We start from the raw sequence: 14,067 nt of genomic DNA, 5'->3' as shown, positions 1-14,067 counted from the left end.
GCACTCCTTTCTTACACTGACGGGTGTTACAGCAAATCAATCTGCAAGGCCCGAACGTCATCCCAGTCCGAATTGGCGGCGGGAATAAAGCCGCGCATGTTCAACGGCTCCAACAGGGCGCGCCCCTGCTCGCTTTCGCCCATCTGAACCAGCGTCTCCGTCACCGCCTTCGTCACTTCCGGCGGCGTTCCGGGAGCGGCTGCGATGGCGTGAGGGGTATAGGCTGGCGTTGTCCATAAAATGCGCAGATTGCGAGTCACGTCATCCGGCATGGCGTTGAACGTGCGCAGGACGCCGCCGCCGGCGACAAAGCGTTTCTGCATCACATTGAGATACACGGAATCGTGGTTTCGCACATACTGCGGCTGGATGCGAATGCCCTGGCGCGCCAGGATCGCTTGAGGCAGAACGCTGGCGGCGAAGGCGGCGGGAGCGGGAAACGCGAGATCGGCGCCTTGCAGGCTTTGCAGGTCCTGAATAGGGCTGTCCGCGGCGACTACGATAATGCCTTTGATCATTTTGTCTTTCTCCCTGGCCACCGCTTGGTAGCCTGGATATTTGTTGTAGACGACAAAGTGGTAGGGATTCATGTAGGCGAAGTGAAATTGGCCGTGTCCCAATCGCGACTCGAACTCGGGAATATTGGGCGCGGTCTTGAACACCAGGGGCACGCCGCTGTTCTTTTCAATGTATTTGAGAACCGGGCCCCAGGCCCGCGCCAGTTTTTCGGCGCTTTGTTGCGGTACGATGCCGAACTCGTAGCCTCGCTTCTCCGCGGCGTGAAGGCCGGCGCTGCCGAGAACGGCGTAGATCAGGCAGAGGAATGTGATGAGCGTCCGCATGCATGCCCCCCTATAACGGCAAATTCAGAAAACGGCTGGACTGAACCCAGTCGCTCAGTCTGGCGGCGAATCTGGGGAACCGTCGCGCCATACGGTTGATTTCGCGTTTTAGTTCAGCGGCGAGTCCGGGGTTTTCAATGTCGTTCATCACAGCGCCCAGAATCCGGGCGTCATGGGATTTCAATTTGTGGCAAGCGTGCTCTAAATCCGCTTCTGTGGTGGCGCCGGATTTCACAATCAGGATGCAGGCCTGACTGGCGGCGCAAATCAGCTCCGCAGGAATGTTCTGATGGTTTACCGCCTTCAATGGCGAGGTATCGAAAACAATGGCGTCCACTTGGCTTTCCCAGTCCTGAATGACTTTCTTGATGAGTCCTGCGTCCCTGAAGCCGATTGATGAATTCAGTGTAGCAGTTAAAACCTGCATGTTTTGGCCAGCGTGAGCGATGGCGCTGTGGCTGGAGTCGTTTTCCAGCGACCAGGCGGCCCGCGGTAACTGAAAGCGGATATCGGCGGAAGGGCGGAACAGGTTCATGTCCACCAGCAGGGTTTGCCGACCGGAGGCGCTATGGCGTCGGGCCAGCGCGTAGGCGAGGGTGGAGCAGCCGTCTCCGGAGTTAACGGCGGCGACCGCCAGGGTGCGCAGTCCCTTGCCCAGGGTCTGCGCGTACACATGTTCGATCTCGACAAAGTTTTCGATGGATGGCATCACAGCGCTCCTATGATTCCGACTACGGAGATGATTTTGAACACGCCTTCCAGACCGCTTGTGAGAGTGGCCCAGTGGCTGTCGGACTTATCCGGGACATACAGCGTGTCGCCGGGGCGCAGAACGGGCAGTTTGCTCATGTCCGGATCTTTCACAAAGCTCTCCAGATCAAAGCTGCTGGCGCTGTCCGCGCAACAGGACGTGTTCACCACCACGATGCGCTCGATGTAGGCGCTGGCGGTGGCGCCGCCGGCCTGGGCGAGCAGGTCCAGCACGGTCATGTCGTCGCTGAAGCGATAGCGCCCGGGTTTGTTGACGGAGCCCAGCACTCTGACGGTGTTTTCTTTGGTTTCCTCCAGCCAGTTACGGTCTTTTTCCGGCACGAAGATGGAGTCGCCGGGCTTGACCACGGGCAGCAGGGTTTGATCGCCGGTTTCAAAATACAGCGCCAGATTGAGCTTGGAGATGCGCGCCTGGGCGCCGTCCCGGTGTACGACGCGAATGTTATGGATGTCCGCGGAACCATTGGGGCCGTCCGCGGCGGCGAGGATGTCGAGAAAGGTCATTTCCTCGTTGAACATGTAGCGTCCCGGCGCGCCCACCTGGCCCATGATGTAGATGGAGTTCTCTTTCGCCTGACGCACCCATTGCGCCTTGTTGTCGGAAGGATCTTGCGGCAGTTCCGGAATGATCACGGAGGTTCCTGAATCGAGTTGCGGTATTTCGCTCAGGTCGCCGCCGTACTTGATGAAGCGGTCCAGGTTGAAGGTGCTGGACAGGACTTTACCGCCGCTGCGACGCATGATTTTGATGTTGGCGATGTCGGCGCGGGCGGTGGGCCCCTGGGCGTGTCCCAGCAGATCCATCAGGGTCATTTCGTCGGACCACTCAAAGCGGCCTGGGTTGTAGACCTGGCCAATGATTTCCACCGCGCGATCCGGCGGCGTTTTCAGCCAGGAGGCTTCGTTGACGTCGGTCTTTTCCGGTACGAAAACCGCGTCTCCCGGCGCCACTTCCGGCAAGGCGACGCGACTGACGCCTTCCGTATAGGCTTGCAGATCGAAGGGAATCACTGCGCCGTCGGCTTTGAGGATGCGAATCTGACGGGATTCGGCGAAACGGGTGGGGCCGCCCGCATTGGCCATAATGTCCAACAGCGTAGCGCCGGGCTTGCCCTCAAAGGCGCCGGGTTTGAACACCTCGCCCATCACATAGACCACGTTAGCGCCGGCTTTGATTTCGTCCTGCTGGATGGGCACGAAAATAGTGGAGTTGGGTTTCAGTTGCGGCAGCAGTGAGGCGTCGCCGCTTTCCAGATAACGCTTGAGATTAAAATTGTAGGGAGCGCTGTCCGAGATGATTTTGATCTGCTCGACGGCGGCGTAGCGTGTCACGCCGCCTGCGCGCATGATGGCGTCGATGACGCTGTAATCCGGTTCATAATTAAAACGGCCTGGACTTTTCACCTCACCGAAGATGCGCACCGCCTGACGGTCGTCGCTGGCGTCGCCGCTGGCGGCCAGGGTTTGCGCATCAAAGTCGATCTGCACATTGCCGATCAGCGGCGAAGCGGGAATAAACAGGCGATCCAGAGAGCGTAGCGGCGGCAGGCTGGAGCGGTCGCCGGAGTCCAGGTACGCCTTGTAGCTGAAGTAGATGATGTCGTCGCCCCGTTGAATCTGCATGCGGTCCAGTTGCGCGCCGGGCAGCAGTCCGCCCGCCAGGGTGATGGCGGTTTGCACGTCGCCGGCGATGGGGGTCAATACGCTGCCGGGATTCTCCACGTAGCCGGAAACGTCAATGATCAGATTGCGCTCCGCCAGAGTGACCTGCAGGCGCTCCACATCTCGGTAAACCTGTCCCAGCGCCAACTGGATCATCTGCGTCGCGGCGCTCAGAGGTTGTCCGTTGATTTTCACTGGGCCGGCTTCCGGCAGCAGGATGCGGCCGTCCCGATCCACGGAAAAATTGCGATTGAACGCCTGCTCTCCCGTCAGTCCCAGGTAGAGCTGATCGCCAGGCTGAATGAGGGGCGGCGCTTCTGCGGCCTGGAGATTGCGGCAGGTCAGAAATACTCCGGCCAGGGCAATCAGCCACGCCATCAGCAGCATCAGGCGGGCGTCTCGCGCAGGCGTCGTGGTCGAGAGGGGGATGAAGGGGAGAGTCTGACTTGCCATAGTGTTTCTGTTCCTGATTTAGAGGTAGCGTCCCTGTAAATGGGATTCCCAGTCGCGTTGGGGGATGGGGGTTGACGAAGCGCCGCGGACTTGCTGGCGATTAAAATAGATCTCCACCCGACGGTTGAAGCCGTGAGAGTGGCTGTCCGCGTCCTGCAGCAGCGCCTGATCTTCGCCTTTGGCCCGGATCAGAATGCGTGACGGCTCTACGCCCTGTTGCGCCAGGTGTTCGGCGACTGCGTCAGCGCGCGCTTGCGCCAGATGCTGGTTGGCGTCGCTCTCGCCACGCTGATCCGTATGCCCGATCAGCTCGATAGTCATCGAGGCGTCCGCCAGCATGTAGACGGATAAACGGGTGAGGTAACTCTGGTAGCCTGCAGACAGCGCTGACTGGTTCACATCAAAGTGCACCGCCAGGGGAAAGCCGCTGAAGACCGAGTCGATGTCACTACGGGCGCTGGCGACCGCGCAGGTGGTGTGCTCGTTGAGGTAAGCCAGTTGCGCATTGGCGCCTTTCAGCTCTTTGTGCAGAATCGCCAGACTGTTGTAGGCGTCTGGAAACAGCCCGGCGTCCAACTCTCTGAAGGCGCGATGCAAACGCTGTCTCAGCGTTTTGAGTTGGGCCGGAATACAGTAGTCGCCTCCCAGCAAGGACAGTGCATCCAGCTCCAGCTTCTCCAGCTGCGCCTGCTTGGCGAGGCTGTCCTGATCTGGTGTGAAGCTGATCTGGTGATAGCGCTGCACCTCGCCGCTGCGGATTTCCGCCGCGCCGCCTTTGCCTGCGTCAGGCCAGCTCTGGCAGCCCGCCAGGGCGCACAACCCCACTCCAACTATCAGCAGACGGGCGCGTCTCATGCTCGTTGCTCCTGAGCTGGTTGCTGAAGGGCGATGAAGCTTTTCATGGTGTCGAAGGACAGGATAGTGCGGTCGATGCGCAACAGCGTCGCCAAACGCTGCGGCTGCCCCTGCAACCCCACCAGCGCCATCTGCCGACGGTTGGCGTGCAACTGCTTATAGATAAAAACCAAGGCGCCGATGCCGGAAGAATCCATGAAAGACACATCGCTTAAATCAAAAGCGACCCCGCCAACATGATTCAACGCCGACTCCTCCAACTGCTCGCGGCAATGCTGCACCGCATTCGCGTCAAAAGTCCCATCCAGCGCGATGACCAGATAGTCGTTGCAAGAATATTCAGTAATGTTCATAAGGCCCTCAGATCGTAGTGATAAAACTCACAAGACCTGGAGCAACCCGTGTGCCAGATTTTTTTTATTGTAAAAACATATGGTTAGTGAGTGGTGTCAGAACCGGAAACGGGCTAATTCGCTTTTTGCAGTTGCGGATTGCGAAGATTTTGGGGGGCTTGATGTGGCGTTCGTTGTGATTTGAAACCAGAAAAAGTACGCCTGATTGGCTATGGTGCGCGGAACTTCGTTTCATGAGAAGTAGCTCGAAACTCACCCTGCGATTAAGATGAAACGTCCGAATGTGCTGAAAAAAGGCGGAACAAATGACCGACGAACTGGAGAAAAAGATACGCAGACTTTCTCCTCCTAAGCAGAAGGAGTTTATAGAACTCAGCCAGTTTCTAGACTATTTCAGCACGGTCTATGAAGATATTCCCCCCGAAGACCCCGTTCACCCGTCCCACGCGCTGGACAGCACCCTGGACGAGTTTGGCGCAGCTGCCGCACTAACGGGATTACGGGAAGCGATCAAGGACATCATAGAGGACACTTTGGACGTAGACGCAGAAACCTTGCAGCAGGTCGACGCCGACTTGAGTGCGAATGGCCTGATCACACTCTCTGCATTGCGTTACAGATACTGGACGGAAATTGCAGGCATACGTAAACGAGGCCGTATCCGCAACGAACTGGAATACCACATGATCTCTGGATTGCTTGCAGATACCGAAAACGAACTCAGTGAAGAAGATACAGAACTGTTTAATCAAATGCTGATGGATTACGAAAGCCGGTAGTTTTTGCTGCGGGCGAGGCGGTTTAACTGGTCACAAAATCATAGTGTGAAGCTGATGAATAATGCACGGCTTAAAAGTAGGGTTGATGCCGTAAATAACGCCACGGCTAATTCCGTCTGGTTCGACTTCGAAGTTTTCAGCTTTAATTCTAACGAGTTGATAATTCTGGGTAGCAAGGACTTCTCTTATTATCATCAACTCGAGATTAAATTTTTAGATGTCGCATACTTTTCCGGGACGCCTTCCTGGGGCAGCGATCCTCACATTACCGCTGTTTTCTCCTTGGTCGAAGAAAGTAAGGCGCTGAAAGTACTGCAGGAGAAAAAGGTAAATGGATATTTTGAGGTATTTGAGTTTTCAACGGATGATGGCGCCTCCATCATCATCGCAGCGCTGGATATCGTGGTAAACATGGATACGGTTTACTACTTCTTGAGAGAGAACCTGAAGGAAAATGAGCGCATTGCGGACTGGGTCAAAAGTTGATGGTTAATGAATAGGCGGGTAAATAAAAGTAGGCTCTTGGGATCGTTGTAAGGTGGCTGAGTAGATGCAGTGGTCATGTAGGTATTGAGATTTTAATGGAAGTGGTTTGTGCGTAAAAAGCTTGAAGATAATCCTGCTGTTGAAGCTGCAATAGAAAAATTCATTGGTGAATTCCTCCAGAAGCATCCCAAGAGCGATATTCCAGCCTGGTTTTTTGAAAAAACATGCCCTGGAACTATAGATGACGGTGATTACTGGCGGATTGCGATAGTTGCTAAAAAAAATCCCAGAAGGCCCTTAGAGTCAAATGTCTTCATTGATGAGGAAAGCGGAGAAAAGAGGTACGTGATAGCAGACTCGTATGAAGAGGTAATCTTGTTTGAAATGAGTTTTAAAAAATCCGACTTATCTGGGACTATTTTAACTGACGTTGATCTACATGATATTAATGATGATGAATTGGCTGTCGTGCGTTAAGGAAAAAGTATTCCTGCCGTACTGCCTGCACAAGTCGGCAATGCTCTGTGCATGTGAAATTTATGGGAACGTATACCCTGCCTTATATTAATCATTCAGCTCGTTCGCCAACAGAAGTTATGTCTGGGCCTGTTACAACTGGTGTGACCATTCAGCTCTGCATGTCGGAAGGCACTTCCTTTTCCGACCTAACCACTTCTGATCGGAGGGTGGGGGAGGAGGCGTAGGAGTTCTGTCAAAACGCCTGGCGTTTTCTTCGGTCTGCATATGGGCGCAGAGTGAAACGTAGGTTGGATAAGCGAAGCGCCATCCAACACATACGCTCCAGATTTATCCTGAGAAAAAGCCCAGATTGTAGATATCGCTTTGGCGTTGATAGAGCCAATCAGGTTGATGCCCAAAGCAAAAACGGTTTCGCAGAAGTTGTTGAAATTCGTCCGTAAAGACCCTGTAAATATTCTGGATAGTCGAGCCTCATCATCACAATGAGGCTCCATAAATAACGAACAAACTCACACGAAGCTATGTCGCCAGCTTAGACAATCTTTGTCGTGATGGACCATCCTTTCATGGTCAGTTGTGTCTGTATGCTGTTTCCGCCTAGGTGCGAGAGTCCGACGGGCAGCACGGTTATGCTGGGTCCTTTGACGCTTGCGGCTGCGTTGATCAAGTGAGCGGCGATCCCCGGATTGCGTTCGTCTGATTTGGCCGCCAGTCCCTGGTCGACGACTTCGACGGTATTTTCACCTTCGGCGAACAACACGTCTTTCAAAAGCGTCGCCCTGTAATAAAACAAAGAATGATTGATTGATCCGAGGTTTTTATCGGCGGGATCGGCAATGGTGAGCTTCTCCATCTTGGTCAGTCCGGCGCCTGATCCAACGATACTTCCGTTCTTGATAGGAAGTTCGACCGCCGCAATGGTCGTATGCTTGCTCCCTAATTTGCCGATGGCGGCGACCACGGCTTTGGCGCCTGCAATCATCAACGTCTGATCGCCAGGTAAAAGCGGCGATAACGTCTCTGTACTATGCTGTTCGCCAAGCAGGACGATGAAGCTGCTGTCTTTCTTTAGAATAACCCCTAGCGGCATGCCAGGGTCAGGCAACATAAGCCCGATACCGTCAATCGTTAACCCTTTTTTGTTTAAAGGCAGATAACTTAACTTGTAGGCGTTGAGTACTGCATCCGCGTGATTTTTCGCCTCTAATTCTCCAGACATAAGAACTCCTTCCTTTTGTCGATTTAATGAAGTCTTTCACCGATTTTTTTCTGAGAACAGCGCCAGTGGGATCTCCCATTATCTTCCTGAGCGCCTTTCATAACTGGCTGAATTTATTGCCAACTTCATCATACTAAATAAACCTGAAATGTCCCTCAGTAAATTTGACCGTTATTTTGAGGGGAGGGGCTTTAATCTGATCCCAGATGAGCGCCGCCCCTCTGTTCTGACTGGTTTTCAAGAAGACACTTTTACCGCTTTTGCGAGATAACGCTGATACTCCTCATCAGGAACAAAAGAGCCTCCCGTCAGCCAGGGGATATGCACGCTATTCGCCATGCGGTGGGTGAGGCGATGTGAGTCTAAATACTTCTGTCCAGCCTCGGACATCAGCATTTCAGGACCGAGGCAACCGATGGCGGCAGAGGGCTCAACTTCGATATTTTCCAGTTCTTTTAGCAGATATAGCTGCTGGTAAAGCTGTTCATCCGTCGCCGTATACACGCCTGACAGGAGGTTGCGTGTGGCGTCGCATACCCACTGCGATGCGGCGCCGACAGCCAGGCCATCAGCATCTGTGCGATTCTTGAGACCAAGTTCGTAGATGGAGGTCGGAGCGGCGCCCAGTGCGCCGGCCATACCAAGTAGCATGCAGGGCGCCTGTACCGGCTCGGCAAAAAAGCAGTGAACATGGTCATTGAAAATATGTTTCAGGCCATAGGTGATGCCGCCTGGGGCTCCACCTACGCCGGCAGGCAGATACACAAACAGAGGATGCTCCGCGTCCACCTTAATATTCAGGGCCTCCAGCTGCGCCTGAAGGCGTCTGGCTGCGACAGCGTAGCCTATGAAAAGGTTGGTGGATCGTTCATCATCGACAAAATAGCCGTACGGATCGGCAATCGTCTCAAGGCGTCCGGCCTCAAGCGCCGCGCCATAATCGGCGTCATGCTCAACCACCCGCACGCCACGTTTTCTAAGGCGCTCCATTTTCCATTCTTTAGCATCTGACGACATATGGACTACTGTTTTGAAGCCCAGCGCAGACCCTATGACGCCGATACTCAGCCCCAGATTACCGGTGCTGCCGACGGTGATGGTGTGCTGTGAAAACAGGTCGCGAGCGGCCTGGGATGCGAGCGTACAGTAGTCGCTGTCTACGCCCTTGATTACTCCGTGTTTCAAAGCCAGGGATTCAGCAAAACAAAGCACTTCATGAATGCCGCCGCGGGCCTTGACTGAGCCTGCAACCGGCAAGTCATGATCCGCTTTCAGGTACAGCGAACCGCCCACTGGATTGATCCTGCTGTTAAGCCGATCGGCTTTTATCAGAGAAGACTCAATCAGTCCGTGGCTGGGTTCGAGTTCGGGAAACAGTCTCTGTAGTAACGGCGCAAATCGTTTGAGGCGGGCTTCCGCTGCGTAGAGTTCATCGGCGTTTGGGGTGGAGGGAGCTGAAGCCGGAATTTGATAATTGTTGTTTAGCCATACTATAGGTTGGCTATTCTGGATGGCTTTAAGCTCACCTTGGGCGATACTGAGAGGATTCATTGTTTGTCCATGCTGACTGGCTATGTATTAATATGTTTTGGAAATTCTGGGTTTTAGTTATTCAGAAAGCAAACGATAGAAATTTAACACCTGTTTAGTATGTCTAAACATTAACTGAAAGGTTAACGATGTCAGGACTGAGTGCGCGCACCTTTTCCACGCTGATATATTTTGAAGCCTGTGGCAGGTTATTAAGCTTTTCGGAGGCCGCCCGGGAACTCTATGTCACGACGGGCGCGGTGAGCCAGCAAATTCGCAAACTGGAAGAACAGTTGGGATTCAAGCTGTTTGAGCGTCGTCCGTCAGGTATCCGATTAACGGCTAAAGGTAGTGAGTTATTCACCGTGACGCGGCAATCGATTGACGCCATCAGGCTGAGTGTTGATCGTCTGCAGACGAGCCCCAATGATTCCGTCGTCAGACTTACCTCTACGCCGTCGTTTGTTTTTAAATGGCTGATTCCAATGCTTAAAGAGTTCAATCTCAGCCATCCCGATATCAAGATTGAAACCTATGCGGAAGCGGCGCTGCTTAATCTGAGTACTGCTAGTTTTGATTTGGCCATTGATTACAGCGACGGCGAATATCAGAACTTTGATGCGGCGCTGCTGGTGGAGGAAATCCTGCTGCCGGTCATCAGCCCTGAGTATATGAAGGGCGCAAACTGGCGAGACCCCAAAATCTGGGATAGCGTCTCGTTGTTACATGATGCGATGCCCTGGCCAGATTCCCCCCGGGACGCAGAATGGCGCTACTGGCTGGACCAGTCAGGGCTGCCCGATGCGCCCAGCCAGCAGGGCCATTATTTCAACCGCTCGGATATGGCCATCGCTGCTGCTGACGCAGGCCTTGGAGTAGCGCTTGCGCGCGGCTCCCTGGTAAAAGAAGAACTGGCCAGCGGTCGCCTCACCGCACCGCTTCCCGCAACGCCCTCCTGCTGCAACTACTACCTCATCACACCCAAAGGCAAAGCGATCAGCCATAACGCCAGCGTGCTGAAAGACTGGCTGCTGAGCAAAGCGTAAACGCCGCTCCCATGCCAAACTGAACCATAGACATAGGGAAAACCGTAGGTTGGATAAGCGAAGCGCCATCCGACAGGTACATTTAAACAAAATGCGTATGATCCCGCAGTGAATAACTTCTGCTTAAATATATGAATAAACTAAAAATATTTCTTGATCCAGATGGAACAAATGTTGGGTATCTCGGAGTGATAGTTGAACATCCAACAGGCGTTATTTATCAACAACAGTGCGGCGGCACAGACTGCTGTCTGATGGAAATGGAAGGTTACTACATCCCTGTTGGAGGTGCGGGGAATGAGGGTTTGTCAGTAGATGTGGACGAGCTTACACGCGTTTTTCACCGCGGCAATAGCTGCTGGGCAGGAGGAGAGCCCTATGGGCGCTGGCCAACTCTGCTTGATTCAGAAAGATTGAAGAAGCTGGAGTCTATCGTTGGCTCAATACCCATCTGGAGTAATGAGAAGGGTAGTAGAGAGTCCACGAGAAATTTATTAAAAATACACTATGCCGACGAGTATAGAAGGGAGCGCCAGATAATGGAGGCGTGGGTTCCTGTTGAGACCCCAAATGGCGTTGGCGTGCTTGTCTGGTCTAATTGCGATTGATTTGCCATAAGACGATGTGAACGCCTAACTTTACTTTTAGATTCAATGAATAGCTACGCAATCGCAGAAATGCCGCCAGGTAAAACATGAGCGAAATTATTGGGGACAAAAGCACAGTTGCTATCGAGTATGAGTTACGGCGGGAATTTGTGGTTCCTTGTGGAAGTTGTGTTTTATAGATGAATGGCATGCAGTACGGGGTCTGAGAGGAGCGTATTGTATTAGCCCAGGTAGGTTTGTCTTTGCGCTTATCGGTTTTTATATGGGGCCTGAGAGATGAATTTATTTGATAGTGTGTACTTGGTTTTTAACCAGTTTTCCCTATTGGATGATGAGTCAGTGGAATACATTGAAGATAAGTTTAAAGGAAGGTTTCCAAAGGGCTACAAAGAGTATATTAAAAGGTTTGGAGAGGGCGAGCTATGTGATTCAATCAGAATTCACTCGCCAAACTATATTTTAAATAAGCACGAGGTTGGAAACTGTAGATTTTACGGTGGCGCTCTGCCAGAGGGAAATGTTGGGAGGGAGTTGATAGAAGGCATGGTGGAAATTGGAAGAACATGGCTTGGAGATGTTATTGCATTTAACCCTGCTTTTAAGAACGGCGTTTACTTGTTTTATAGACAAATGTTTAAAGTGGAACTTATAGGGCGAGACCTATACGAGGCCGTAGAACACCTTTGCAAAGAAGAGCCTGGCGATAGATGCCCCGGTTTTAAGTATTTTAAATCTCATGGAGTGTCTTCTATATATCAGTTTGTTCAGAAAGAAGAATGCGCTGAGACTGGCAGGATGTTATATGAAACTGCAAGCTCTTTCTTTTATCCAGATCATTTCTTTCTGCGTGAGAATGGATTTGATTTGTTTAACAAAAGATATGGCTTTCATATGTCATTTGAAACGCTTTGGGACGGACCTCCTTTGTTAACTGTATGGGTTGAGAGAGACAATGAGCAATGTGTAATAAGGTTTGTGAATGAGAGCATGGTTCCATTGGGATTGGAGAGATATGAGTGAGTCCCAATACAGCGCAATAGCGCCAGGGGCTATTGCCCCCGGCCGCGTATCATTACCCAGAAGGTTCGCAGGATTATTTCGATGTCGGTTTTCAGCCATGAGTTGAAGTTGGTCAGGCAGAGTGAGTAGGCGTGGTCGTAGCCGATTTTGTTTTTCACGTCTTCCAGGCAGGCGTCGTAGCCTTGTCTAACCTGGGCCATGCCGGTGATTCCTGGCGTCACGAAGTAGGTGCGTTCGATGTAGTAGGGGATGGCCCGGTCCAGGTTGTTGCTGATGCCGGGACGTTCCGGACGTGGACCGACGATGGACATTTCTCCGCGCAGGACATTCAGCAACTGAGGCAGTTCGTCCAGTCGCGTTTTGCGCAGGAAACGACCGATTTTCGTCACTCTTGGATCGTTGCGGGTGGCCCAGACGGCGCCGGTTTCTTTTTCTGCATCGACTCGCATGGTGCGGAACTTGATCATGTAGAACAGCTCCGTGTAAGTTGGCGTCGCGCGGCCGACGCGCAGTTGTCGGAACAGCGCGGGCCCCCTGGAATCCAGGCGGATGGCGAGAATCAGCAAGGGCCAAAGCGGGGCGCTCAACGCCAGCCCCAGCAGGCTGATTGCAATATCGAAACAGCGCTTGGCCGCCAGGGTGGTGGAAGGGATGTAGTTCGCCATTGCGACAGTGGCGGTTTGCGAATGGGCATGCGTCATAGCTGACTCCGAGGCGTTGTTGGTTGATTGGGTTATAGCTAAATCAATCATGATGGGTCTCCAGTTTCACACGCTCCCAGCGCCCGTTTTCGTGTCCCGACAAATAACGCAGCGCGCCCAGCGCATTGGCGAAGTGTCCGCTAACCAGGTAGTGCGCCAGGTTAACTGGTTTGGGCCAGGATATTCCGGGCGTCAGGGCGCGAATGCCGGCGACCCCGTAGACCAGCGCCTGCCCCGCCACCAGCGCCAGCGCCAGTAAGGAATGCAGCGCCAGCAACAGCGTGCATAACAGAAAAGCCATTAAGATCAGCGGCATACACACCCGCAGAAACTTACCGGAAATGTAATTGAACGCGGTCGCGCCATGCTTCGGGCTCAGCAGCGGGGTCAGCATCAGCGCCTGTTGCACGTTTCCGGCGGCGATGCGTTTGCGACGCTGGTGATCCATCGTCAGGCTGGCCTGTTCCAGCTCCACGGCGACGATATCTCTGTCATAGATGCAGCGACGGCCTTGCGCGACGATGCGCATAGGGAGGATGAAATCATCATTGATGGCGTTTTCAGGCAACTCTTCAAACAGACTGCGACGAAAGCAGTACAGGGCGCCATGGGCCCCGATCGTGGAGCCGACGACGCTTTCCATTTCCTTGATGTTGGTCTGATAGCGCCAGTAAGTTTCCTCGCCTTCTGAGCCGGGAGTGAGTATCTGGTAAGACGCCGCGACCACGCCGACGCTGGCGTCGCGCATATGGCCGGCGATGATTTTCAGGGCGTCGATGGAAATCAGCGCCGAGGCGTCGGACAACAACACCAGCTCCGTCGTCGTCTCCCGCATTGCCTGATTGATAACGGCGACTTTGCCCTGATTGACTTCGTTGGCGATGACCTTGACCCGTAGCTTTTTCACATCCGCTTCCTGCAGCGTGCGATGAATAATTGACAAGGTGTCGTCCTGAGAGCCGTCGTCATAAATGCGGACTTCGAAACGATGCGCGGGATAGTCCAGAAACGCCAGATTGCGCAGCTTCTCCGCAATCACCTCCGCTTCGTTGTAAGCCGGAATGATGATGCTGAGTTCAGGAAAATCGGCGTATGGCCGTTCCTGTCTGCGGGACAGGGGTTGCTGGCGCTTGCGATTGGCCAGATAGCGCAGCAAAACAGGGTAGCCAATGTGGTGATAAACGATGATCAGCCCCAAAAATACAGCGCAGGTCCAGATAAGGGTGTCGGTCATGATGCATTACCTCGTTGGTGACGGTTAA

General features: G+C 53.3%; 15 protein-coding genes. 6 read left to right on the top strand and 9 right to left on the bottom strand.

The genetic code is table 11. From position 1 onward, the window contains the following. Positions 1-26: 26 nt before the first annotated feature. The 5 genes from AC2IBB_RS18760 to AC2IBB_RS18740 are packed head-to-tail and all read right to left on the bottom strand — an operon-like array spanning position 27 to position 4,936. Positions 27-842: a phosphate/phosphite/phosphonate ABC transporter substrate-binding protein gene (locus AC2IBB_RS18760; RefSeq protein WP_486328284.1), complete on the bottom strand. Its 816-nt coding sequence runs from the start codon at positions 840-842 to the stop codon at positions 27-29. A gap of 10 nt (positions 843-852) precedes the next feature. Further along, positions 853-1,551, bottom strand: a complete 699-nt coding sequence (locus tag AC2IBB_RS18755; protein WP_486328283.1) for a tyrosine-protein kinase family protein — start codon at positions 1,549-1,551, stop codon at positions 853-855. Beyond that, positions 1,551-3,728 carry a polysaccharide biosynthesis/export family protein gene (locus tag AC2IBB_RS18750; protein ID WP_486328282.1) on the bottom strand — a complete coding sequence of 726 codons (2,178 nt, stop codon included), beginning with the start codon at positions 3,726-3,728 and terminating at the stop codon, positions 1,551-1,553. Before AC2IBB_RS18750 ends, AC2IBB_RS18755 begins: the two co-directional genes overlap by 1 nt. A gap of 18 nt (positions 3,729-3,746) precedes the next feature. Further along, positions 3,747-4,583 carry an OmpA family protein gene (locus AC2IBB_RS18745; RefSeq protein ID WP_486328281.1) on the bottom strand — a complete coding sequence of 279 codons (837 nt, stop codon included), beginning with the start codon at positions 4,581-4,583 and terminating at the stop codon, positions 3,747-3,749. Beyond that, positions 4,580-4,936, bottom strand: a complete 357-nt coding sequence (locus AC2IBB_RS18740; RefSeq protein WP_216738704.1) for an STAS domain-containing protein — start codon at positions 4,934-4,936, stop codon at positions 4,580-4,582. Before AC2IBB_RS18740 ends, AC2IBB_RS18745 begins: the two co-directional genes overlap by 4 nt. A gap of 305 nt (positions 4,937-5,241) precedes the next feature. On the opposite strand from AC2IBB_RS18740, the gene AC2IBB_RS18735 reads away from it, so the two are divergent. From AC2IBB_RS18735 to AC2IBB_RS18725, 3 genes are all read left to right on the top strand, one after another. Beyond that, positions 5,242-5,715, top strand: a complete 474-nt coding sequence (locus AC2IBB_RS18735) for a hypothetical protein (RefSeq protein ID WP_486328280.1) — start codon at positions 5,242-5,244, stop codon at positions 5,713-5,715. 45 nt (positions 5,716-5,760) lie between these two features. Beyond that, the gene (locus AC2IBB_RS18730; RefSeq protein ID WP_486328279.1) at positions 5,761-6,201 is read left to right on the top strand and encodes a hypothetical protein; all 441 of its coding nucleotides are present in this window, start codon (positions 5,761-5,763) and stop codon (positions 6,199-6,201) included. A gap of 108 nt (positions 6,202-6,309) precedes the next feature. After that, entirely contained in the window at positions 6,310-6,678 is a 369-nt protein-coding gene (locus AC2IBB_RS18725; RefSeq protein ID WP_486328278.1) for a hypothetical protein, read from the top strand. Positions 6,679-7,213: 535 nt separating this feature from the next. On the opposite strand, the gene AC2IBB_RS18720 is transcribed toward AC2IBB_RS18725, so the two are convergent. Together AC2IBB_RS18720 and dsdA are read right to left on the bottom strand one after the other, a co-directional pair. Next, positions 7,214-7,900 carry a hypothetical protein gene (locus AC2IBB_RS18720; protein WP_486328277.1) on the bottom strand — a complete coding sequence of 229 codons (687 nt, stop codon included), beginning with the start codon at positions 7,898-7,900 and terminating at the stop codon, positions 7,214-7,216. A 237-nt stretch (positions 7,901-8,137) separates the two neighbouring features. Further along, positions 8,138-9,451: a D-serine ammonia-lyase gene (gene dsdA, locus AC2IBB_RS18715; protein ID WP_486328276.1), complete on the bottom strand. Its 1,314-nt coding sequence runs from the start codon at positions 9,449-9,451 to the stop codon at positions 8,138-8,140. 128 nt (positions 9,452-9,579) lie between these two features. Here dsdA and AC2IBB_RS18710 point away from each other — a divergent pair, with 128 nt between their 5' ends. The 3 genes from AC2IBB_RS18710 (at position 9,580) to AC2IBB_RS18700 (ending at position 12,104) form a co-directional block, all read left to right on the top strand. After that, a complete protein-coding gene (locus tag AC2IBB_RS18710; protein WP_486328275.1) occupies positions 9,580-10,476 on the top strand; it encodes a LysR substrate-binding domain-containing protein in 897 nt (298 codons plus the stop codon). Positions 10,477-10,607: 131 nt separating this feature from the next. Then, on the top strand, positions 10,608-11,084 hold the full coding sequence (locus AC2IBB_RS18705; protein WP_486328274.1) for a DUF6210 family protein: 477 nt from the start codon (positions 10,608-10,610) through the stop codon (positions 11,082-11,084). A gap of 276 nt (positions 11,085-11,360) precedes the next feature. Further along, positions 11,361-12,104 carry a hypothetical protein gene (locus AC2IBB_RS18700; protein WP_486328273.1) on the top strand — a complete coding sequence of 248 codons (744 nt, stop codon included), beginning with the start codon at positions 11,361-11,363 and terminating at the stop codon, positions 12,102-12,104. Between the two features lie 29 nt (positions 12,105-12,133). Here the strand turns inward: AC2IBB_RS18700 and AC2IBB_RS18695 are convergent, their stop codons facing one another. Together AC2IBB_RS18695 and AC2IBB_RS18690 are read right to left on the bottom strand one after the other, a co-directional pair. Further along, the gene (locus AC2IBB_RS18695) at positions 12,134-12,805 is read right to left on the bottom strand and encodes a sugar transferase (RefSeq protein WP_486328272.1); all 672 of its coding nucleotides are present in this window, start codon (positions 12,803-12,805) and stop codon (positions 12,134-12,136) included. Positions 12,806-12,848: 43 nt separating this feature from the next. Further along, positions 12,849-14,039 carry a glycosyltransferase family 2 protein gene (locus tag AC2IBB_RS18690; protein WP_486328271.1) on the bottom strand — a complete coding sequence of 397 codons (1,191 nt, stop codon included), beginning with the start codon at positions 14,037-14,039 and terminating at the stop codon, positions 12,849-12,851. Between the last annotated feature and the right edge of the window lie 28 nt (positions 14,040-14,067).

The sequence above is a fragment of the Hahella sp. NS-SX17 genome (genome assembly GCF_057367735.1).
This window is presented reverse-complemented; position numbering and strand designations above follow the sequence as displayed.

What these genes read in the sequence shown, in the direction of transcription:
- AC2IBB_RS18760 (WP_486328284.1), bottom strand. Translation starts at nt 842, where the DNA reads ATGCGGACGCTCATCACATTCCTCTGCCTGATCTACGCCGTTCTCGGC.
- AC2IBB_RS18755 (WP_486328283.1), bottom strand. Translation starts at nt 1,551, where the DNA reads ATGCCATCCATCGAAAACTTTGTCGAGATCGAACATGTGTACGCGCAG.
- AC2IBB_RS18750 (WP_486328282.1), bottom strand. Translation starts at nt 3,728, where the DNA reads ATGGCAAGTCAGACTCTCCCCTTCATCCCCCTCTCGACCACGACGCCT.
- AC2IBB_RS18745 (WP_486328281.1), bottom strand. Translation starts at nt 4,583, where the DNA reads ATGAGACGCGCCCGTCTGCTGATAGTTGGAGTGGGGTTGTGCGCCCTG.
- AC2IBB_RS18740 (WP_216738704.1), bottom strand. Translation starts at nt 4,936, where the DNA reads ATGAACATTACTGAATATTCTTGCAACGACTATCTGGTCATCGCGCTG.
- AC2IBB_RS18735 (WP_486328280.1), top strand. Translation starts at nt 5,242, where the DNA reads ATGACCGACGAACTGGAGAAAAAGATACGCAGACTTTCTCCTCCTAAG.
- AC2IBB_RS18720 (WP_486328277.1), bottom strand. Translation starts at nt 7,900, where the DNA reads ATGTCTGGAGAATTAGAGGCGAAAAATCACGCGGATGCAGTACTCAAC.
- dsdA (WP_486328276.1), bottom strand. Translation starts at nt 9,451, where the DNA reads ATGAATCCTCTCAGTATCGCCCAAGGTGAGCTTAAAGCCATCCAGAAT.
- AC2IBB_RS18710 (WP_486328275.1), top strand. Translation starts at nt 9,580, where the DNA reads ATGTCAGGACTGAGTGCGCGCACCTTTTCCACGCTGATATATTTTGAA.
- AC2IBB_RS18705 (WP_486328274.1), top strand. Translation starts at nt 10,608, where the DNA reads ATGAATAAACTAAAAATATTTCTTGATCCAGATGGAACAAATGTTGGG.
- AC2IBB_RS18700 (WP_486328273.1), top strand. Translation starts at nt 11,361, where the DNA reads ATGAATTTATTTGATAGTGTGTACTTGGTTTTTAACCAGTTTTCCCTA.
- AC2IBB_RS18695 (WP_486328272.1), bottom strand. Translation starts at nt 12,805, where the DNA reads ATGACGCATGCCCATTCGCAAACCGCCACTGTCGCAATGGCGAACTAC.
- AC2IBB_RS18690 (WP_486328271.1), bottom strand. Translation starts at nt 14,039, where the DNA reads ATGACCGACACCCTTATCTGGACCTGCGCTGTATTTTTGGGGCTGATC.